Consider the following 20,956-nt stretch of genomic DNA (forward strand, 5'->3'; position numbering starts at 1 on the left):
CATAATCAGGAACTCTCCAGCAGATCCCAGCTGCCCCCCAGAAACGTCCTACCTTCGCCAATAACGAAGAGCGATACGGCTCACCCTTTGCTCACTGCCGCTTCGACCGCGTTGCCTTGCCTTTCCCTCATCCTGAGCTTGTCGAAGGGCGAGGGAAAGGGCACGCACGACCACCGCCACCGCCGCCCGCCTAAAGCTTCAGCAACATGGTGACGATCCCCGCCTCGCCGCTATCCTTCACCACGAAACCGAAATCGCGGCACATTTTGAGCATCTTGATGTTGTCGCTCAGGACAATGCCCTCGATGGCCCCGATGCCCTCTTCCTTGCCGTAATCGATGAGCTGCTTCAGAAGCGCAAAGCCAAGCCCGTGGCCCTGAAGATCGGTGCGCACCAGAAGACCGTATTCGGCGATCTCCTTGTCCGGATCAGAGGAAAGACGGCCAATGCCCGCCATCTCGCCATCCTCCTCGCGCAGCGCGATGAAGGCCATGTCGCGCTCGTAATCGAGCTGGCTCAGCCGCTCCAGCATCTCGTCCGGGAAATGCTTGCGCGGGGCAAGGAAACGGAACCTGATGTCTTCGGGCGAAACGCGTGCGAGAAAATCAGGGAAAAGCGCCACATCCGCCGGCTTGATGGGGCGTAAATGATAGTGATGCCCCTCCAGGTCTACATCCTGTTCCCACCCGTCCGGATAGGGCCGGATGGCAAGGTCGGGGTTCGGTCCCCTGCGGTTGATCTCCGCCGGCTCGATCTCGATGCGCGCATCGAGCGCCACCACGCCGTCGGCATCGGCCAGCAGCGGGTTGATGTCCATGCCCTTGATGCAGGGAAAGTCGACGATCATCTGCGACACCGCGTTGAGCGCGCCGGCAATCGCCTCGCGGTCTGCGGGGGCGCGGTCGCGATAGCCGGCAAGCAGCTTGCCGATCCGCGTCGAGGCCATCAGATCGCCGGCCAGCACATCGTCGAGCGGCGGCAGCGCGATTGCCGTGTCCTCCATCACCTCGACAGCCGTGCCGCCCGCGCCGAACAGCACGACCGGCCCGAAAATCGGGTCCTGGCTGACGCCGAGGATCAGCTCGTGGGCATGCTTGCGCTCCACCATGGGCTGAACGACGAACCCTTCGAGTTCCTCGCGCGTGCCGGCATCCTCCAGCCGCTTAATGATGTTCTCGGCAGCCTTTTCCGCAGCCTCTCGCGTTTTCAGGCCCAGCACCACGCCGCCGACATCGGATTTGTGCGTGATGGTCTTGGAGAGAAGCTTGACGACCACCTTCTCGAACTTCTCGAAAAGCCGCGCGGCCGCCTCGCCCACATCCTGCGGCGTCTCCACGATCAGCGTCTCCGGCACGCGAATGCCGTAGGCCGCAATGGCCGCCTTGGCCTCCGGCTCCGTCAGCATGCGCCGGCCTTCGGCAGCCACTTTTTCGAGAATGGCGCGCAGGCCCTCACGGTCGCCCTGCACGTCCTCGCTGCGGCTCGAAGGCACACGGGTCAGCGCCTTTTGCGCCCGCGACCACTCGCCGAGATAAGACAGCGCCGCCGTGGCGCTGGACGGTGTGCTGAAATTGGCGATGCCGGATTCCTGCAAAATGCGCCGTCCCTCGCGCGCGGTCTCCTCGCCCAGCCAGCAGGTGATCAGCGGCTTGCCGTTGATCTTGCCCCGGTCGGCAAGGGCCGCGACCGCGCGGGCGGCATCGGAGGGCGAGGCAAGCCCCGTCGGGCAGTTGAAGACGAGAACGGCGTCCGTGTCTGCATCGTCGGCGACCGCCAGAACCGCCTCGCTGTAACGCTCCGGCGGCGCATCACCGATAATGTCGGCGGGGTTCGAATGCGACCAGTTGGGCGGCAGCGCCCGGTCCATGCGGGCAATCGTTTCGGGCGAGAACTCGGCCATCGTGCCGCCCAGATCGTTGAGCCGGTCGACCGCCAGAACACCCGCGCCGCCGCCATTGCTGACAATGCCCACCTGCGCGCGCTGCAACGGGCGGAAGCGCGCCAGAACCTCGGCTGCGTCGAACAGTTCGCCCAGATCCAGAACCCGCAGAATGCCGGCGCGGCGCAGCGCCGCCTCGACCACGCGGTCCGCGCCTGAAAGCGCGCCGGTGTGGGTTGCCGCCGCCTGCGCCGCCTGCGCATGGCGCCCCGCCTTGATGGCGATCACCGGCTTCAGCCTTGCGGCCGCGCGCGCAGCCGTCATGAATTTGCGCGGGCTCGGGATCGTCTCGAGATACATGAGAATGCCGCGCGTGCGGCCGTCGCCCGCAAGCATCTCCAGATAGTCGCCCACATCCACGTCGGCCATGTCGCCCAGCGACACGATGTGGGAAAAGCCCACGCCCTCCGCCGCCGCCCAGTCGACCAGCGATGTGGCGATCGCGCCCGACTGCGACAGGAGCGCCAGCCCGCCGGGCTTTGCCTGCATATGCGCGAAGCTGGCGTTGAAATTCATCGGCGGCACCATCAGCCCCACCGTGTTCGGCCCGATGATGCGGAAGAGATAGGGCCGCGCCGCGTCGAGCATGGCCTGCCGCAGACCGTTCTCGCGCGTCAGCCCGGCGGTGATGACAACCGCCGCACGCGTTCCCTTTTCGCCAAGCTCGGTGATGATGCCGGGCACGGCTTCCGGCGGCGTCACGATCACGGCGATGTCCGGCACACCGGGAATGTCTGCCGCGCTCTTGTAACAGGGGCGGCCGTCGACCTCGCTGTATTTCGGATTGACCGCCCAGACCTCGCCGGCAAACCCGCCATCCTTCAGGTTTTGCATCACGATGTGGCCGACAGCGCCGGGCCTGCCCGATGCGCCGATCACGGCCACGGAGCGCGGGCGGGCGGCGAATTCGAGATTGCGGATCGTCATGGGCGATGACTCCGGGTTTTTCAGTGCGGAAATTTGCAGGGTCACTATAGCGGCATCCGGCAACGGAAATGCAACCCGCCACGGGCGGTTCCCCTCAGCCTATTTCGGTCAAATGCCCTAACACACAAGCCGTGGTGCGGCGGCCACGAGCGCCCGGCCCGCCTGCGACTGCGGATCTGCAATAATCTGCGGTGTCGCTCCCGTTTCGACAATGCGGCCTGCCTCCATGATCGCCACCCGATGCGCGATGAGACGCACGACTGCCAGATCATGCGCGATGAAGAGGTAGGAGAGACCGTCGCTTTTCTGCAAATCAGCGATGAGTTCGAGAATATGGCCGCGCACCGACTGGTCGAGCGCGGAGACAGGCTCGTCGAACACGATCAGCGCGGGGCGCGCCGCCAGAGCACGGGCGATGGCGACCCGCTGGCGCTCGCCGCCCGACACTTCGTGAACGCCGCGCGCGGCATAGCCTGCGGGAAGCCCGACCCGCTCCAGCAGTGCGCCCACCCGCACCGGGCGCGCCGCACGATCCGCAAGGCCATGGATGCGCAACGGATCCGCCAGCACACCGCCGATGGTCGCGCGCGGATTGAAGGCCGCAAGCGGATCCTGAAACACCATCTGGATCGCGCGGCGGCGCGTGCGCAGCGCCTGCCCGCGAAGCTCAAGCCAGTCCTCGCCGAGAAGCCGCACCGCTCCCGCATCGGCCGGCAAAAGCCTGAGCAGCACCCGCGCGAGCGTCGACTTGCCGCTGCCCGACGCGCCCACCAGCCCCAGCGTCTCGCCCTGAGCAAGCGTCAGGCTGACATCATCAAGTGCGGTCACCCTGCGCCCCCGGCTGGTGAAGGTCTTGCAGAGGTTCTGCGCAACGAGAAGCGGCTCAGACATCGGCCACTCCGTCGATCAGGCGCGGTGTTGAAAAGTCGATCTGCGCGGCAAGAAGCCGCTTCGTACAGGCGTGCGCCGGCTGTGCGAGAACCGCCTGCGCCGCACCCTTTTCCACCAGCTGCGCCCGTTGAAACACGGCTATGTCGTCGGCAAAGCCGGAGGCGAGCGCAATGTCATGCGTGATGAAAACCAGCGTCATGCCCGCCTCGCGCACCAGTTCGTCGAGCAGCGCCACGATCTCGGCCTGCACCACCATGTCGAGCGCGCTTGTGGGCTCGTCGGCGATCAGCAGCCCCGGCCGCGCCGCAATGGCGGCGGCAATGCCGATGCGCTGGCGCTGCCCGCCGGAAAACTGATGCGGATAGGCACGAAGCGCAGCCTGCGGATCTGGAATGCGCACCCGCTCAAGCAGGGTCAGCGCATGCGACCGCGCCGCGCGCCAGTCGAGCCCCAGATGACGCACCGCGCCTTCCGCCACCTGTTCGCCAATGGTCAGAACGGGGTTGAGGCTGCCGCCGGGATCCTGAAACACCATGCCGATATCGCGCCCCGCAACCGGCGGTTTCGCAAGGCCGGGCCAGCCAATACTCCCCTCAATCCGCGCCTGCGGCGGCAGCAGCCCGGCGAGCGCCAGCGCAAGCGTGCTCTTGCCCGATCCGCTCTCGCCGATCACCGCCAGCCGGCGGCCTTTCGCAATATCGAGATCGACGTCACGAAGCGCGAAACTTCGCGCATCATCACGCAAGTAGGAAACGGAGAGGCCCCGGATTTCGGCCAGTGGCGCGCTCATCCGCGCGCCTCACGGCCTGCCATCGCATCCGCCAGCCCCTCGCCCAGAAGATAGACGCCAAGCACGGTGGCCACGAGGCCCAGCCCCGGAACGATGGAAAGATGCGGCGCGGTGCGCAGCACATTGCGCCCCTCGGCGATCATCGAGCCCCAGGTCACCACATTGGGATCGCCAAGCCCGAGAAACGAAAGTGCGGCCTCCACCAGAACCGCCGTGGCGACGATCACCGCCGTGAGCGCCAAAACCGGCGGCAGCGCATTGGGCAGGACTTCGCGCAGAGCAATCTCGGCCGGATGCATGCCGATCACCCGCGCCGCCGCCACATAGTCGCGCTCGCGGATCGACAGGACTTCCGCCCGCACCAGCCGCGCCGGCCCGGTCCACGCACCAAGGGCAATGGCGAAAATGATCACCGGAAGCGACGCCCCGGTGACGCTGACAAAAGCCAGCGCCAGAAGAAAGCCCGGCACGATCTGAAACGCATCGACCACCCGCATCAGCACCTCGTCCACCAGCCCGCCGGCAAGCCCGGCAACCGTGCCGACAAGCGCCCCGGCGGCAAGTGCGACCAGCGCCGTGGCGAGCCCGACCAGAAGCGATGTCTGCGCGCCATGCATCAGGCCCGCAGCCACATCCCGGCCCAACCGGTCCGTGCCAAGCGGAAGCGTCGGATCGGTGAAAGGCGCGGTCAGCGGACGCCCGACAATCACCAGCGGATCGCCTGGAAAAAGAAGCGGCGCGGCAAGCGCCATGGCGGCAAGCAGCACCAGAAGACAAAGCCCCGCCACCCCTTCCGGCGAGTGCAGAAGACGTCCGGCAACGCGGTTCATGACGCCGCCTCCCCGCTGCCCACGCGCGGGTCGAGCGCCGCATAGGCAATGTCCACCAGAAGATTGACGACGATCACGAGCATCGCGCTGACGATGATGATGCCGGTCAGAAGCGGCGCATCGCGGCCTGAAACCGCTTCATGCGCAAGCCGCCCGAAACCCGGAATGGCGAACACGCTTTCCACCACCACACTGCCGCCCAGCATGGCCGCCGCCTGCAGGCCAAGCATGGTGACCAGCGGCAGAAGCGCGTTGCGCGCCACGTGGCGCAGCACGATGCGCCGCCGCGCCAACCCCTTGGCACGCGCAAAAAGCACAAAATCCTGCCGCCAGGCTTCCGTCATGCCGGTTCGCATCATGCGCAGAAAAAGAGCCAGGTAAATGAAGCCGAGCGCGGAAACCGGCAGCACCAGATGCCAGGCGATGTCGGCCACGCGCGCCAGTCCGGTCTTGCCGGAAGCGATGGTTTCGATGCCGGCCGTGGGAAACCAGCGCAGATCGACCGCAAACACCAGAACCAGAACAAGGCCAAGCCAGAAGCTCGGAACCGCGTAAAGCGCCAGGGACCCGGTGGAAAGCGCCCGGTCCGTCAGGCTTCCCGGCCGCGCGCCGGCAACAATGCCCAGAAACGAGCCAAGCGAGAAGGCAAGCGCCGTCGCCGCCCCCATGAGCCAGAGCGTGTTGGGCAACCGCTCCGCGATCAGATCGAGAACCGGCCGGTCGAACGTCACCGACCAGCCGAGATCGAACCGCAGCAAGGCCCCCACATAAAGCGTCAGACGTTTCAGCAGTGATTGATCAAGCCCGTAGCTCTGGCGAAGCTCCGCCACGAGGCCCGCATCGCCGCCGCCCAGTGAAAGCAGATAGGCGTCCACCGCATCGCCGGGTGCTGCTTCCAGAAGCAGAAACGTGCCCACAATGACGATCAGCAGCACCGGGATGCTGCTGACGATACGCCGCCGCGTCAAAGTCAGGGCCCGGTGCATGCCAGTGCGTGTTCCTTGCGTTCTCAGGAAGCGAGTGCAGTATCAGTCCAGCTCGAAACCGGCCAGCGCGGATTGTTGCCCACATTGAGAACGGTGTCACTGGCAACCGTGGTAAAGCCCCACTCGGCCACATTGATCAGCGGCAGGTCTTCCACCACGATGCGCTGGAAATCGTTGTAGAGTGCGGTGCGCGCTTCCGTATCGATGGTCTCTGCCGCCTGATCGATGATCGTGTCGAGCTCGGCATTGGCATAACCACCCTGATTGGAAAACGGCACGCCGTCAGGAATGCCCGACTGCACGAGGATCGTGGTCGAGATGGCCGGATCGCCGCGGAACACGGGCGAGCCAACGGCAATGTCGAAATCATGATCCGTGTAGACGGCCTTCAGATGCGCCGGCGTGTCGTTGTTCACCAGCGTCACATCGATGCCCACCTTGCCGAGCGCCTGACGCAGATAGTCGCCGAACTGGCGCGTTTCGCTGAAGAAGGGCGCGGGCAGGAGGCGCAGCGAAAAGCGCTTGCCATCCTCGCCACGCGGATAGCCCGCCTCGTCGAGCAGCCTGTTCGCCCGCTCGATGTCGAAGGAATAGGGCTTCACATCGGGATTGTAGAATTGCGGCGCGTTCTGCGGCACCGGGCCAGTGGCCGCCTGCGCATAGCCAAGAAACACCGTATCGACCACGAAATCCCGGTCGATGGTGTGCGAGATGGCCTGCCGCACCATCTGGTCGGCGAGGATCTCGTTGCGATGGTTGATCTCCACCACAAGCTGATAGGTCAGCGCCTCATAGCCTTCCGTCACCACTTTCAGCCCCGGCACGCTGGCGATGCGTTCCAGATCCACCAGCGGCACCTGCGAGAAGGCGGCAAGCTGGATTTCGCCGGCCTCCAGCGCCGAAGCCGCCGCCGCCCGGTCGGGCAGAACGCGGAAGATGATCTCGTCCAGCTTCGGCAGCCCCTCGCCCCAATAGGCGTCATTGCGGGTAAGGCGGTAATATTCGCCGGGCCTGTGCTCGGCGAATTTGAACGGCCCGGTTCCCACCGGCGCCTTGTTGGCCGGGTTGGCGGCAATGTCCGTGCCCTCATAGAGATGCTTTGGCAAAACGCTCGTCACCACCGGCAGCGCATTGCGAATGAGCTGGATCGGCGTGGGTGCGGAAAAGCGGAAAATGGCGGTGTGCGCATCGGGCGTTTCCACCGTGTCGAGATTGGCGAACACAACGCGGCCAAGATTTTGCAGCGGCTTCCAGACCTCCATCGCGGAGAAGGCCACATCCGCAGAGGTGAACGGCTCGCCATCGTGCCAGGTCACGCCCTCGCGCAGTTTGAAGGTGATGGAAAGCCCGTCTTCTGAGCCTTCCCAGCTTTTGGCCAGGCGTGGCGCAAGTCCGCCCTCGCCATCCATCATGGCTTCGGCCAGCGGCTCGATGACCTTGCTGGCGATGAAAAACACGCCATTCGACGCGACAATTGCCGGGTTCAGCGTGCGCGGCTCGGAATCAGCCGCCACAACCAGCCGTCCGCCGCGTGGCGCTTCTTCGGCCCCTGCCGCCCATGCCATGCGCAGCGGCCAGCCGGCCGCCGCCAGCGCCCCCGCGCCAAGAAGAAGATTGCGTCTCGAGATCAAAAGACCGGCCATCGGAAACCCTCGTTTTACGAGCCAACCATTTCCGGGCGGATCAGGTTCCCCGAAAACGTCATGCGCGAAGTTTAGAAGCAGCGCCTTGCACGAACAGGGCCATGAATGCGTTGCGTTGGTCCAGCCTGTTGAAGATGATCGCCTCAGAGATAAGGCGGCGTGCAGGCGGAAACGACGATGGTGCGCGTGTCGGACAGATTTTGGAAACGGTGCGGCTGGCGGCTGTCGAACAGATAGGCTTCGCCGGCCTTCAGAATGCGCATCTCATCCCCCACGGTGAGGGCGAGCTCACCCTCCACCACATAGCCGCCCTCGCTTGAGGCGTGCTGCAGCATGGTCTCGCCCGTGTCCGCCCCCGGCTCATAGACCTCGTGCAGGATCTGGAGATTGTGCAGGCGCGCATCGCCGATCTGCCGCAGGACCAGAAGCCCGCTCTCCGGCGCGCCCGCATTGATCGCCACACGCGACGTCAGGTCGATCAGCTCATCCCTGCCAAAAAAGGGACCGGGATTGTCCTCCCGCTCCGGCTCGAAGAAATCCGCCATGCTGACGCCCATTCCCCCAAGCACCTTGCGCAGGGTGGAGATGGACGGGCTGATCTTGTTCTTCTCGATGTTGGAAATCTGTGCATGGGGCACGCCCGCCTGCTCGGCGAGCTGCCGCTGCGAGAGATTGCCGGCCGTACGCATGGCCTTCAGACGGGAGCCAATGTCGAAATCGTCCATAAATCCTTCGCCGCAACCTTTGCCCGTTCTGGTTTCCATCATCGCGCTCGCAGGGCCAAAACCGTGCAAACGCCTTTTCACGCGCTCAAGATATTAGCCTCGAAGCGATTTCACAATGCGCAGATGCGCATAATTTTCAGTGCCTTCGAAGTCGCACCGAGAATGATCGCTCAAAATATTGAACAGAGAATTGCCTAGCTGCAAAATGAGTGCTACCGCTAGAAAAAGAGGAGAGAGGCGATGAGACAGCCTCATCCCGCAACAATACCTTCATTTCGACGCAGGACAAGCCGATGACCGACAAGCCAAATTCCCCAGAAGCGCGCGATATCGCCTATCACCTGCACCCCTATACGAACGCCAAGAAACACCTGCAGGACGGCCCGCTGATCATCGACCGCGGTGAAGGCGTGTTCGTCTACGACAACAATGGCAAGCAGTACATCGAGGGCATGGCCGGCCTGTGGAGCGTCGCGCTCGGCTTCAACGAGAAGCGCCTTGTGAAGGCCGCGACCGAGCAGATGGAAAAGCTGCCCTACTACCACACCTTCACGCACAAATCGCACGGGCCGGTGATCGAGCTTTCCGAAAAGCTGATCGGCATGGCCCCGGTGCCGATGAGCAAGGCGTTCTTCACCAATTCCGGCTCGGAAGCCATCGACACGGCGCTGAAGCTGATCTGGTACCGCTCCAACGCGCTTGGAAAGCCGGAAAAGAAGAAGATCATCGTCCGCAACCGCGCCTATCACGGCGTGACCATCGCCGGCGCATGCCTGACCAGCCTGCCGGCAAACCACAAATCCTTCGACCTGATCGTGCCGAACGTGCTGCGCATGACCGCGCCGCATTACTGGCGCGAGGCAATGCCGGGCGAGAGCGAAGAAGAATTCGCAACCCGCCTCGCCAAGGAACTGGAAGACACGATCCTGGCTGAAGGCCCGGAAACGATTGCCGCCTTCTTCGGCGAGCCGGTGCAGGGCGCCGGCGGCGTGGTCGTCCCGCCGGCCACCTACTGGGAAAAGGTACAGGCCGTTCTGAACAAGTACGACATCCTGCTGGTCGCCGACGAAGTGATCTGCGGCTTCGGCCGCACGGGCACCATGTTCGGCTCCACCACCTATGACATCAAGCCGGACATCATGGTCATGTCCAAGCAGCTTTCGTCGTCCTACCTGCCGGCCTCGGCCCTGATGATCAACGACCGGGTGTTCGAGCCGATCATGGAAGAAAGCGGCCGCATCGGCACGCTCGGCCATGGCTACACGGCAAGCGGCCATCCGGTTGTCGCAGCCGTTGCGCTTGAAAACCTCAAGATCATCGAGGAGCGCGATCTGGTGGGCAATGCCGCACGCATGGGCGAACGCCTGCGCAACGGGCTTGCCGCACTGGCCGATCATCCGCTGGTTGGCGAAGTGCGCGGCGTCGGCCTCATCGCCGCCGTCGAGCTCGTCACCGACAAGGCAAACAAGACGGCGCTCGAAACGCCCGGCGCGCTTGGCGCACTGGTCAACGCGCATCTCCAGGAAGCCGGCCTCATCAGCCGCGCCATGGCCGATGCCGTCGCGTTCTGCCCGCCGCTCATCATTACCGAGGGCGAGGTCGACGACCTGCTCGCCCGCTTCAAGACCGGCCTCGACAAGGCGCTCGCCGAACTGCCCAGGGAGGCAATGCCGGCATAACGGGCACCGCCAGCACATAATCGGAAAAGCACAATTGGAGGAGAATGCTTATGAAGATGAAGAACTGGCTTGCAATGACAGCACTTGCTGCGGTGGCGGGTTTCTCCGCCACCACGGCAAACGCACGCGACCTCACGGTCGTCTCGTGGGGCGGCACCTATCAGGACGCCCAGCGCGAGATCTACTTCAAGCCGTTTGCCGAAAAGGCCGGCAAACCGCTTCTCGACGAGGCATGGAACGGCGGCTACGGCGTTCTTCAGGCCAAGGTGAAGGCCGGCGCACCCAACTGGGATGTCGTTCAGGTCGAAGCCGAAGAGCTTGAGCTGGGCTGCGGCGACGGCCTCTTCGAGTATATCGACTGGGACAGGCTCGGCGGCGAGGACAAGTTCCTGGAAAGCGCCGTGCATGATTGCGGCGTCGGCGCAATCGTCTGGTCCACGGCAATCGCCTATGACGCCGACAAGCTGCCCGATGGCGGCCCGGCCTCATGGTCCGATTTCTGGGACACCGAAAAGTTCCCCGGCAAGCGTTCGCTGCGCAAGGGCCCGAAATACACGCTGGAGTTCGCGCTCCTTGCCGACGGCGTCGACAAGGACGAGATCTACGACGTGCTCGCCACGCCCGAGGGCATCGACCGCGCCTTCGCCAAGCTCGAAGAAATCCGCGACGATGTGGTCTGGTGGGAGGCCGGCGCGCAGCCGCTCCAGTTCCTGGCCTCCGGCGAAGTCGCCATGGCGTCCGCCTATAATGGCCGCATCACCGGCATCAACCGCACCGAAGACCGCAACTTCAAGGTCGTCTGGCCCGGCAGCATCTATGCCGTCGACAGCTGGGTGATCCTGAAGGATGCCGAGAACCGCGATGCGGGCATGGATTTCATCGCCTTCGCCAGCGAACCGGAAAACCAGAAGAAGCTGCCGGAGTATGTGGCCTACGGCCTGCCCAACAACGAAGCCGCCAAAATGGTGAGCGACGCGCAGAAGGCAGAGCTGCCGACCACCGAGGAAAACCTCACCGACGCAATCGCGCTCGACGTCGATTTCTGGATCGACAATTCAGAAGCCCTGACCGAGCGTTTCAACGCCTGGCTGGCTCAATAAGAGCCAGTCGAGAGCCGCGCCGGGCAAGGCGTCCACCGCCCTGACCGGTGCGGCTCTCATCGAAACGATCCATCGTTTCCGACAGCGCGACATCAAGCCAGCCGGGGGAGAGGCTCTTGAGCGAACTACGCATTCGATTTGACCGCGTGACCAAGTGTTTTGGCTCTTTGTGCGTGGTCGATGATCTTGAACTGGACATCGCGAAAGGCGAGTTCGTCAGCCTTCTTGGACCGTCCGGCTCCGGCAAGACCACGCTTTTGATGATGCTCGCCGGCTTCGAGCGCCCGACCAAAGGCCGCATCCTGGTCGATGGCGCGGTGGTGGACACGACCCCCACCTACAAGCGCGACATGGGCGTCGTCTTCCAGAATTACGCGCTCTTCCCGCATATGAGTGTCGGCGACAACATCGCCTTCCCGCTCCAGATGCGCGGCGTCGGCAAGGCCGAAATCGCCGAACGCGTCGCCAGAGCGCTCGACATGGTGCAGCTCAGCGCACTTGCAGACCGGTGGCCCGCCCAGCTCTCCGGCGGCCAGCAGCAGCGCGTGGCGCTCGCCCGCGCCCTCGTTTTCGAACCCCGCGTCGTGCTGATGGACGAGCCGCTTGGCGCGCTCGACAAAAATCTGCGCGAGCAGATGCAGCTCGACATCCGCGCGCTGCACAACCGGCTCGGCCTGACCATCGTCTTCGTCACGCACGACCAGTCGGAAGCCCTCACCATGTCCGACCGGATCGCCGTCTTCAACAAGGGCAAGATCGAGCAGATCGGCACGCCGCGCGAGATCTACGACCATCCGCAGACGCGCTTCGTCGCCAATTTCATCGGCGAAACCAATCTTCTGGAAGGCACAGTCGCGGGCAGGTCCGCAGACGGTTTGCGCGTCCGCCTCGCCAATGGCGCGGAACTGACAGCCTCGGCTTCCGACAATTACACGCCGGGCGAAAACGTGCTCGTCTCCATCCGGCCGGAGCGCATTCGCCTCGACGCGCTGCATGGCGGCGACAACCAGTTTACTGCAAAAGTTGCCGACAGCGTCTATCAGGGCAATCACCTGCGCATCCAGCTTGACGAGCAGGCGCACGACTTCGTCATCCATCTCGACCGCAAGGCCGAGCAGCATGCGCCCGGCGCAGATGTCACCGCCCGCTTCCAGCCGGACGACTGCTGGGTGATCCGGCCATGAGCGGCACGGGCGGAAAAGGGCATCTGAGCGCGATCGCGCTGGTCGCGCCGCTCTTCCTCTTCATCGCGGTTTTCTTCCTGTGGCCGCTGGGCACGATGATGTCACAGGCGGTCTCCGACACCGCCGTCCTGCGCATCCTCCCGCAGACGGCGAAGGTCGCAGCCTCCTGGGATCCGGAAACGCCACCGACGGCAGAGATGAAGGACGCGCTCGCCGCCGATCTTCGCGCCGCCGATGACAGGCAGGCCGTTGGCGACATGACGCGCCGTCTCAACAGCGCCCAGCCCGGCTTCCGTACGCTGATGTCGCGCACCACGCGCGCGCTGCGCAAGGATGACGCGCCACCGCTCTCCGAGATTGACGAGCGCTGGGACGATCCCCGCTTCTGGCAGGCCATCACCGGCGCGCTTTCACCGACCACGGACCGTTATCTGCTCGCCGCCGTCGATCTGGAGCGCGATGTTTCCGGCAACATTGTCGCCATGCCCGAAGAGGCGTCCGCCAACCGCGACATCATGATCCGAACCTTCTGGATCGGCGCGCTCGTCACGCTTGCCTGCCTGGCCATCGGCTTTCCCTATGCGATGCTGATCGCCTCCACGGAAGGGTGGAAACGCCAGCTCCTGCTTGGCGCGGTGCTCCTGCCGCTGTGGACCTCGCTTCTGGTGCGCACCGCCGCGTGGTTCATCATCCTGCAGGACAACGGCCTCATAAATGCGGTCATCACCGGGCTTGGCATCTCCAGTGAACCGCTTGCCCTGATCTTCAACCGCACCGGCGTCGTGATCGCCATGACCCATGTGCTTCTGCCGCTCATGGTGCTGCCGATCTACAGCGTCCTGATCTCGATCCCGGGCAACCTGATGCCGGCAGCCGCCTCGCTCGGCGCAAATCCACTGCGCGCTTTCGTGCGGGTGCTTCTGCCGCTCAGCCTGCGTGGCGTCGCCTCCGGCTCGCTGCTCGTGTTCATGACCGCCATCGGCTACTACATCACGCCGGCGCTCATCGGCGGCGCGGGCGACCAGATGATCAGTTCCGTCATCGCTTTCTACGCAACCGGTTCGGCGAACTGGGGCATGGCCGGCGCACTCGGCATCGTGCTGCTTGTCGTCACCCTCCTGCTCTACGCGGTCTACGGTCGTCTGTCGGCGGCCGAAGAAAGGAGAAGCTGACATGCTGTTGAAAAGCGCCCGGCTCACATTCGGCACGCTGGCAGTCATCTTCCTGCTCGCGCCGCTGATCGCCATCCTGCCGCTGGCCTTCACGTCCAGCCAGTTCCTCACCTATCCGATCCCGGAATTCTCGTTGCGCTGGTTCGACGAGCTGTTCACCGCCGCCGCCTGGCGTCGGGCGATCTTCAACAGCCTTGTCATCGGCGGCGGGACGACGGTGCTCGCCACCGTTCTGGGCACGCTTGCCGCGCTCGGCCTGCGCAACTGGAACCTGCCGTTCAAGGGCACGGTGCGCACCCTCTTTCTTCTGCCCATGGTGGTTCCCGCCGTGGTCATGGGCGTGGGCATGCAGGTGCTGTTCGTGCAGTTCGGCATTGCGTCGAGCTATTTCGGCGTCATCGTCGCCCACACCATCGTCGCCATCCCCTTCGTGGTGGTGAGCGTGATCGGCGGCCTCGGCGGCATCGACCGGCGCGTGGAACTGGCGGCGGCCAGCCTCGGCGCATCCCCGGTCACCGTGTTCCGGCGCGTGACCCTGCCGCTCGCCATGCCCGGCATCCTGTCCGGCGCGGTCTTGGCCTTCGCCACATCGCTGGACGAGGTGGTTCTCACGCTTTTCGTGGCAGGCCCCAACCAGCGCACGCTGGCGCGGCAGATGTTCGCCACGATCCGCGAGAACATCAGCCCGGCCATCGCCGCCGCAGCCTTCCTGTTCATTGTCGGCACCATCGCGCTCGCCATCATCGCATTGCTTGTGCGCCGGCAGATCGCCGCGCGACGGGGCGGCTAACCCCCGCAAACCAGCGCTTTCCAGCCCAAAAGCAGCCCGCAGCCGCATCCGGTTGCGGGCTGTTTTCACTCAGCAAAACAGGCTTATGTTTTTAAGTTATAATTGAGTCTGAAATTGCGATAGGACAGCGCACCTCCTGCGCTATAGGGTCGCGGAAAGCGTTCCCTATTGAGGTCCAACAGTGACAGATCAAATTCAGGAGACGCGGGAGGGTACAGGTGTGCCGATGTCCGCGCCCCAAGGAAATACTGAAAAATCAAGCCATATCAAATTCTTGATATGGGGCATTGTGGTCGCGGCCATTGTCGCCGTCTTTTTGCCGGCTCCATTGTTCGCCAGCAATCTCTCCTTCCTCTTCTACATGATGCTGTGGATCACCATGGCGACGTCGTTCAATTTCGTCGCTGGCCTGGCCGGATATATGCCTTTTGGTTATGTGGCGTTCTACGGCATCGGCGCTTACGCCACCGGCGTTCTGTACAAAACCTTCGGCCTGCCCATTCCCGTGGCGCTTGCCGGTGCGGCGCTGGCCGGTGTCACCATCGGTCTTCTGGTCGCGCCCACGCTGCGGCTCAAGGGCGTTTATTTCGGCATTGTCAGCCTCGCGCTCGCCATGGCCATGAAGCTCGTGATCTCGCTCATGCCGAGCGACATCACCGGCGGCAGCCTCGGCCTTATCCTTTCGGCTGCAAACGATCCCGTGGCCGCCTATTACGCCATGTTCGTGGTGCTGATGGGCGCTCTGGCAGCCGGCACCTGGCTTACCATGTCGCGCCTCGGCACGGCGCTGCGCGCCATCCGCGATGACAGCGAGGCCGCAGAGGTGGTCGGCGTCAACGTGGTGGGCACCCGCCTAAAGGCCTGGATCATGGCCACCATGTTCCCTGCCCTCGTGGGCGGCGTCGAGGCCTGGTACACCAATGCCATCGACCTCGATTCCTCCTTCAACCTGCTGGTGACGGCAAAGAGCATCGTCTACGCCATGGCCGGCGGCCTCGGCTTCCTGGTCGGCCCGATCATCGGCGCATCCACGCTCTACGGCATCGACCAGCTGATCTGGCGACATTTCCCGACCCTCAACCTGCTCATTCTCGGCGTGGTCATCATCGCACTGATGCTGCTCCTGCCGCGTGGCATCGTCGGGGCCTTCGCCCAGCGCTTCTCGCGCTTCCGGCGCTTCATTCCGTAAGACGTACAGGATTGAAACAAAGATGAACGAACTTCTGCTTCAAGGCCTCGTCAACGGCATCGTCGTCGGGCTGATCTACGCGCTGATCGGCGTCAGCCTCAACGTGATCTTCGGCGTCCTGCGCGTCGTCAACTTCGCCCATGGCGAATTCATCGTGCTGGGTGCCTATGGCGCCTATTTCGCCCAGGCCTGGCTCGGCCTGTCTCCGCTGCTCGCGATGCCGCTGATCTTTATCGTCTTCGGCATGATGGGCTACGGCCTCTATTTCGTGCTGGTGAAGCGTCTTGCGCGCTCCAACGATCCCGAGCACGCCTCGCTTCTGGTCATGTTCGGCCTGTCGCTCGTGCTGGGGGCGCTCATGCTGCTCGCCTTCGAGGCGGATGCACGCTCGCTCAACTTCACGCTCGACCCGCCCTTCCTGATGTTCGGCAACATCATCCTGCCGACCACCAAGCTGCTTGGCCTTGCGGTTGCGGTCGTGGTCACCGGTGCGCTGGCGTTCTTCCTCTACCGCACGCTGCCGGGCAAGGCGTTGCGCGCCATCATCATGAACCGTGACGCGATCCAGATCGTCGGCGTGGACCTGAACCACCTTTCGGCCCTGACCTTCGGTCTCGGCCTTGGTCTGGCGGGCATCACCGGCATCCTCGTGTCGATGATCTTCCCCTCCTTCTCTCCCTTCATCGGCCAGGACTACACCCTGATCGGCTTCATCGTGATCGTTCTGGGCGGCCTCGGCCATCCAATCGGCGCAGTCGCCGGCGGCATCTTGTTCGGCCTCGCCGAGCAGACGGCCATGGTGTTCTTCAGCGGAACCGTGGCGATGCTCCTCGGCTTCGTGCTCCTGATCGCCGTCATTCTCATTCGCCCCGCCGGCCTGTTCGGCGTGCAGAACTCGCGGTGACGTCATGTTGAAAGTCGACAAGCTCGTAAAGAAATTCGGTGGCATGACGGCGCTCGACGGCGTCAGCCTCACCCTCCCCGACCGGTCGATCCTTGGCGTTCTGGGCATGAACGGCTCCGGCAAGACCACGATGCTCAACTGCATCAACGGTCTCTATGACGCGACCGCCGGTGAAATCACGCTCGATGGCGTCAGCCTCATCGGCAAGGCCCCGCATGCGGTCTTCTCCGAAGGCGTGGGCCGCACCTTCCAGGTGCCGCGCATCTTCCCGCAGATGTCGCTCCTGGAAAATCTCTCGGTCGCACTCCTCAACAAGGGGATGAGCAACGCCGAGATCGCCGAAATCAGCGCCTACTGGCTGCAAAAGGTGGAGCTCTACCGACTGCGCCACAACTATGCGGAAGAGCTTTCCGGCGGCCAGCAGAAGCTTCTGGAACTCGCCCGCATCATGGTGGCCAATCCGAAGCTGGTGCTGCTAGACGAGCCGTTCGCGGGCGTCAATCCGAGCCTCGCACTGCTGCTCATCAACATCATCCGCGAAATGCCGAAGGAGCTGGGCTGTTCGGTGCTTCTCGTCAGCCACGACCTCACCTCCGTCTACGAACTGTCCGACAACATTCTGGTCATGCATGAAGGCCGTGTCCTCGCTGAGGGCGACGCCGAAGCGATCCAGAAGAATCCGGACGTCATCGAAGCATACCTGGGAGCCTGACCATGCATGGCGTTGAACTGAGCATGGAGAACATCTCCGTCGCCTATAACGGAGACATCACGGTTCTCAAGGAAGTGGCATTGCGGGCAAAGCCCGGCGAGGTCACCGGCATTATCGGGCCGAACGGCGCGGGCAAGTCGACCGTGCTGAAGACCATCTTCGGCCTTCTGTCCACCAAGACCGGCACCATCACCATGGGCGGTCGCGACATCACCAATCTGAAGGCGTTCCAGCGCGCACTCGAAGGCGTGTCCTTCGTGCCGCAGAACCGCAGCGCCTTTGCGGGCCTGTCGGTCTACGACAATCTGCTTCTGGGTTGCTGGCCCTTCCGCAAGGACAAGGCCCGCATCGAACGCGCCATCGACGGGATTTTCGAGCGGTTCCCGATCCTCAAGGAAAAGCGCTCGACACTCGCCGGCTCCATGAGCGGCGGCCAGCAGCGCTTTCTGGAAATCGCCCGCGCGCTCGTCACCGAGCCGAAGGTGATCCTGCTCGATGAGCCCACGGCCATGATCGCGCCAAAGATCTCCAAGGACATCTACGCGCTCACCCGCGATCTCGCAGACCAGGGCGCCACCATCATTCTGGTGGACCAGAACGTGCGCCAGTGCGCCACGATTTCGGACCGCCTCTACATTCTGGAGCTTGGCCGCAACAAGGCGGAAGGCACCAGGGAGGATTTCGCCACCGACGGCCAGCTCAAGGAAATGGTCGCCGAGTGGATGAACTACAAGATCGACGTGTGAGGCGTCGTTTTTCCAAGATCAACAAAAGGGGAATGCCCATGTGGAATATGACCAAACGAAGCTTCATGGCAGGCACGCTGCTTGCCTGCTTTGCGCTGCCGGTCACCGGCCAGGCGCAGGAAAAGATCCGGATCGGCATGACGGTTTCGTCGTCCGGCAACTTCGCGCTCGCCTCGCAGTCGGGTGTGCGCGGCGTGGAAATCTGGGTCGATGAAGTCAACGCCAATGGCGGCCTGGAAGTGAATGGCGAGAAGCGCCTCGTCGAGCTCGTCAAGCGCGACGACCGCTCCGACAAGCAGATGGTGGCGCGCGTCTATGAAGACCTGATCGCCAATGAGAATGTCGACGTCCTGATGGCCCCGTTCGGCTCCACCCTGACGGCAGCCGCCGCCACGGTGACCGAACGTCTCGGCAAGTTCATGGTCATCTGGTCCGCGGCCTCCGATGCGCTGTATGACCAGGGCTTCAAGAACATCGTCTCGGCAACCCAGATGCCGGTGTCGCGCATGCCGTCGGCCGGTCTCGAAGCCGCCGCAGCACTTGGCAACAAGAAGGTCGCCATCGTCAATGTGGACGAGCCCTTCCCGGCCGGTCTCGCCGATGGCGCGGAAGCGATTGCCGAAAAGCTCGGCATGGAAGTGGTCCTGAAGGAAGACTATCCGAAAGGCACGAAGGATTTCAGCCTGCTCCTGCAGAAGGCGCGCGCGGCTGGCGCCGACGTGTTCTTCCCCACCAGCTATGAGGGCGATCTGATCTCCATGGTGCGGCAGATGCACCAGATGAACGTGAACTTCCCGTTCTCGTTCATGGTCTACGCCTCGACGCCGCAGTTCATCGAGATCGGCGACGATGCGCAGTACATCTACAGCCACACCAACTTCCACCCGACCATCAACTGGGAGGTCAATGCCGGCCTCGACCGTGAAGGCTTCCTGGCAGCTTACGAAAAGCTCTTCCCGGACGTCTCCTATGAGCCGGACTTCCAGACCGTTCTCGCCTATGGCGCCGCCGTCATCGCCGGCGAAATCATCGAGAACGCAGACAGCTTCGACGCCGCCGACATGAAGAAGGCGGCCATGGAACTCAGCGACAACCTGACGGTCCTCGCCGGTCCTTACGCGATCGACGAAACCGGCAAGCAGCTGAAAATGCCTTTCCCGGTCGTGCAGTTGCAGCCGGGCAAGGGGCTCGTGACCGTGTGGCCTGAAGAAGTCGCCGTTGCCGAGCCTGTGTACCCGATCCCCGGTTGGGATCAACGCGACTAGCCAACTTGCGCCCGGCTTCCGAAACGTCTCCCTCGGGGTCGGGCGCATTTTCTCAAGAAAAGAATATCATGGATCCGTCATTCGCGTCCCTCGCGGACCTCTCGAAAGCGCTGAGCGAAGGCTCGCTCACGTCCAGCACCATCACCCGGCATTTCCTGGAGCGCATCGCCAGGCATGACAAGGCTCTCGGCGCCTTCGTGCATGTCGATGCCGAGCGGGCAATGTCCATGGCGGAGGGGCTCGACAAGCTGCGCGCGTCTGGCGTGGTCTACGGCCCCCTTCACGGCCTGCCAATTGCCGTGAAGGACCTGGTCGACTGGCAGGACGAAACCTGTACGGTGGGCAGCGCCGCCTGGAAAGACCGGCGCTCAACCAGCGACGCCACCGTCATGCGCAAACTGCTTGCCGCCGGCATGATTCCGATCGGACGCGCAGCAATGGTCGAATTCGCATTCGGAGGCTGGGGCACGAATCCGATATGCGGAACACCGCGCAACCCCTGGGACATGCAGACACATCGCATTCCCGGAGGCTCCTCCAGCGGCTCGGGCGTGGCCGTGGCCGCCGGCCTTGCGCCGGCGGCCATCGGCAGCGACACGGGCGGCTCCGTGCGCATTCCCGCCGCGCTCAACGGCATTGTGGGCCTGAAACCCACCTATGGACGGATCAGCCTGAAAGGCTGTTTCCCGCTTTCCAGTACACTCGATTCCATCGGCCCGATGACGCGCACCGTCGCCGACGCGGCCCTTCTGCTCGACGCGCTTTGCGGACCGGACGCCAGCGACCCGGCCACCCGTCTTGCACCGGCGCTGAAGCCGGGCGCATGGCAGGGCCTGCGCACGCAGGGCATGCGTGTCGCGGTCATGCGCGAAGAGGATTTCCCGATCCCGCTCGATGCCGAAAGCCAGGCCGCTTACGATCAGGCAAAGGAAGCGCTCATCAGCCTCGGCGTGACGCTGGTTCCCGCCGACCTGCCCTTCGCCTTCAACGAGCTGACGGAGAGCAACGGCCGCATCATCGCCGCCGAAGCCTATGCGGTTCACCGCGATTACATCCACGACGAGAGCGTTCCCATCGGCCCCTATGTGCGCCAGCGCGTGCTCGCCGGAGCCAATGTCAGCGCCAACGACTATATCGAGACGCTCGCCGGCCACAGGCGCATGAAGGCGGTCTATGCCGATTTCATGAAGCCGTTCGACGCGCTGCTCACGCCGACGGTGCCCTTCCCCGCCATCCCCGTCTCGGAGGTGGATGAAACTGCGGTTCCGATGGCCGCCTATGGCCGCCCGGCAAACTATGTCGGCGCATGCGGCCTGGCGCTGCCGGCAGGCTTCACCGAAACGGGCCTGCCGCTCTCGGTGCAGCTCATGGGCGCAGCCTTCGCGGAGGAGCCGCTGCTTGCGCTCGGCGCAGCGCTTGAACAGCGCATCTCGACAACAGACCGGCTGCCGGACCTCACGGCAGGCTGACTCTCTACGGACAGC

At 63.9% G+C, this 20,956-nt stretch carries 19 protein-coding genes; 11 read left to right on the top strand and 8 right to left on the bottom strand.

Annotation, left to right across the window (positions count from 1 at the left end; all coding sequences use genetic code 11):
* Positions 1-190: 190 nt before the first annotated feature.
* From JYP46_RS08735 to JYP46_RS08765, 7 genes are all read right to left on the bottom strand, one after another.
* On the bottom strand, positions 191-2,866 hold the full coding sequence (locus tag JYP46_RS08735) for a bifunctional acetate--CoA ligase family protein/GNAT family N-acetyltransferase (protein WP_206547867.1): 2,676 nt from the start codon (positions 2,864-2,866) through the stop codon (positions 191-193).
* 117 nt (positions 2,867-2,983) lie between these two features.
* The gene (locus JYP46_RS08740; RefSeq protein ID WP_206547868.1) at positions 2,984-3,757 is read right to left on the bottom strand and encodes an ABC transporter ATP-binding protein; all 774 of its coding nucleotides are present in this window, start codon (positions 3,755-3,757) and stop codon (positions 2,984-2,986) included.
* A complete protein-coding gene (locus JYP46_RS08745) occupies positions 3,750-4,547 on the bottom strand; it encodes an ATP-binding cassette domain-containing protein (protein WP_206547869.1) in 798 nt (265 codons plus the stop codon). The genes JYP46_RS08740 and JYP46_RS08745 overlap by 8 nt, the downstream gene beginning before the upstream one ends.
* Complete coding sequence (locus JYP46_RS08750) at positions 4,544-5,377, bottom strand: ABC transporter permease (RefSeq protein ID WP_206547870.1); 834 nt, start codon at positions 5,375-5,377, stop codon at positions 4,544-4,546. Before JYP46_RS08750 ends, JYP46_RS08745 begins: the two co-directional genes overlap by 4 nt.
* Complete coding sequence (locus tag JYP46_RS08755) at positions 5,374-6,363, bottom strand: ABC transporter permease (RefSeq protein WP_206547871.1); 990 nt, start codon at positions 6,361-6,363, stop codon at positions 5,374-5,376. The genes JYP46_RS08750 and JYP46_RS08755 overlap by 4 nt, the downstream gene beginning before the upstream one ends.
* Positions 6,364-6,386: 23 nt before the next feature.
* Positions 6,387-8,006, bottom strand: a complete 1,620-nt coding sequence (locus tag JYP46_RS08760) for an ABC transporter substrate-binding protein (protein ID WP_206547872.1) — start codon at positions 8,004-8,006, stop codon at positions 6,387-6,389.
* Positions 8,007-8,149: 143 nt separating this feature from the next.
* Complete coding sequence (locus JYP46_RS08765; RefSeq protein ID WP_113156016.1) at positions 8,150-8,731, bottom strand: cupin domain-containing protein; 582 nt, start codon at positions 8,729-8,731, stop codon at positions 8,150-8,152.
* 293 nt (positions 8,732-9,024) lie between these two features.
* On the opposite strand from JYP46_RS08765, the gene JYP46_RS08770 reads away from it, so the two are divergent.
* Together JYP46_RS08770 and JYP46_RS08775 are read left to right on the top strand one after the other, a co-directional pair.
* On the top strand, positions 9,025-10,410 hold the full coding sequence (locus tag JYP46_RS08770; protein ID WP_206547873.1) for an aspartate aminotransferase family protein: 1,386 nt from the start codon (positions 9,025-9,027) through the stop codon (positions 10,408-10,410).
* Positions 10,411-10,466: 56 nt separating this feature from the next.
* Entirely contained in the window at positions 10,467-11,510 is a 1,044-nt protein-coding gene (locus tag JYP46_RS08775) for an ABC transporter substrate-binding protein (RefSeq protein ID WP_390881216.1), read from the top strand.
* On the opposite strand, the gene JYP46_RS08780 is transcribed toward JYP46_RS08775, so the two are convergent.
* Positions 11,488-11,643, bottom strand: coding sequence for a hypothetical protein (locus tag JYP46_RS08780; RefSeq protein ID WP_206547875.1), 156 nt, complete (start codon positions 11,641-11,643; stop codon positions 11,488-11,490). The genes JYP46_RS08775 and JYP46_RS08780 overlap by 23 nt on opposite strands.
* Here JYP46_RS08780 and JYP46_RS08785 point away from each other — a divergent pair.
* The 9 genes from JYP46_RS08785 (at position 11,627) to JYP46_RS08825 (ending at position 20,941) form a co-directional block, all read left to right on the top strand.
* Complete coding sequence (locus JYP46_RS08785) at positions 11,627-12,694, top strand: ABC transporter ATP-binding protein (RefSeq protein ID WP_206547876.1); 1,068 nt, start codon at positions 11,627-11,629, stop codon at positions 12,692-12,694. The two genes, JYP46_RS08780 and JYP46_RS08785, sit on opposite strands and share 17 nt — an antisense overlap.
* On the top strand, positions 12,691-13,866 hold the full coding sequence (locus JYP46_RS08790) for an ABC transporter permease (protein WP_206547877.1): 1,176 nt from the start codon (positions 12,691-12,693) through the stop codon (positions 13,864-13,866). Before JYP46_RS08785 ends, JYP46_RS08790 begins: the two co-directional genes overlap by 4 nt.
* A gap of 1 nt (position 13,867) precedes the next feature.
* Positions 13,868-14,656, top strand: a complete 789-nt coding sequence (locus tag JYP46_RS08795; protein WP_113153038.1) for an ABC transporter permease — start codon at positions 13,868-13,870, stop codon at positions 14,654-14,656.
* Between the two features lie 274 nt (positions 14,657-14,930).
* Entirely contained in the window at positions 14,931-15,845 is a 915-nt protein-coding gene (locus JYP46_RS08800; RefSeq protein ID WP_222473983.1) for a branched-chain amino acid ABC transporter permease, read from the top strand.
* 22 nt (positions 15,846-15,867) lie between these two features.
* A complete protein-coding gene (locus tag JYP46_RS08805; RefSeq protein WP_113153040.1) occupies positions 15,868-16,749 on the top strand; it encodes a branched-chain amino acid ABC transporter permease in 882 nt (293 codons plus the stop codon).
* A gap of 4 nt (positions 16,750-16,753) precedes the next feature.
* On the top strand, positions 16,754-17,461 hold the full coding sequence (locus JYP46_RS08810) for an ABC transporter ATP-binding protein (protein ID WP_113153041.1): 708 nt from the start codon (positions 16,754-16,756) through the stop codon (positions 17,459-17,461).
* Between the two features lie 2 nt (positions 17,462-17,463).
* A complete protein-coding gene (locus JYP46_RS08815) occupies positions 17,464-18,207 on the top strand; it encodes an ABC transporter ATP-binding protein (RefSeq protein WP_065815876.1) in 744 nt (247 codons plus the stop codon).
* A gap of 38 nt (positions 18,208-18,245) precedes the next feature.
* The gene (locus JYP46_RS08820) at positions 18,246-19,472 is read left to right on the top strand and encodes an amino acid ABC transporter substrate-binding protein (RefSeq protein ID WP_224924526.1); all 1,227 of its coding nucleotides are present in this window, start codon (positions 18,246-18,248) and stop codon (positions 19,470-19,472) included.
* 68 nt (positions 19,473-19,540) lie between these two features.
* On the top strand, positions 19,541-20,941 hold the full coding sequence (locus JYP46_RS08825; protein WP_206547878.1) for an amidase: 1,401 nt from the start codon (positions 19,541-19,543) through the stop codon (positions 20,939-20,941).
* Positions 20,942-20,956 lie beyond the last annotated feature (15 nt).

The organism is Nitratireductor aquimarinus, from assembly GCF_017255295.1.
GTDB classification, from domain to species: Bacteria; Pseudomonadota; Alphaproteobacteria; order Rhizobiales; family Rhizobiaceae; genus Nitratireductor; species Nitratireductor aquimarinus.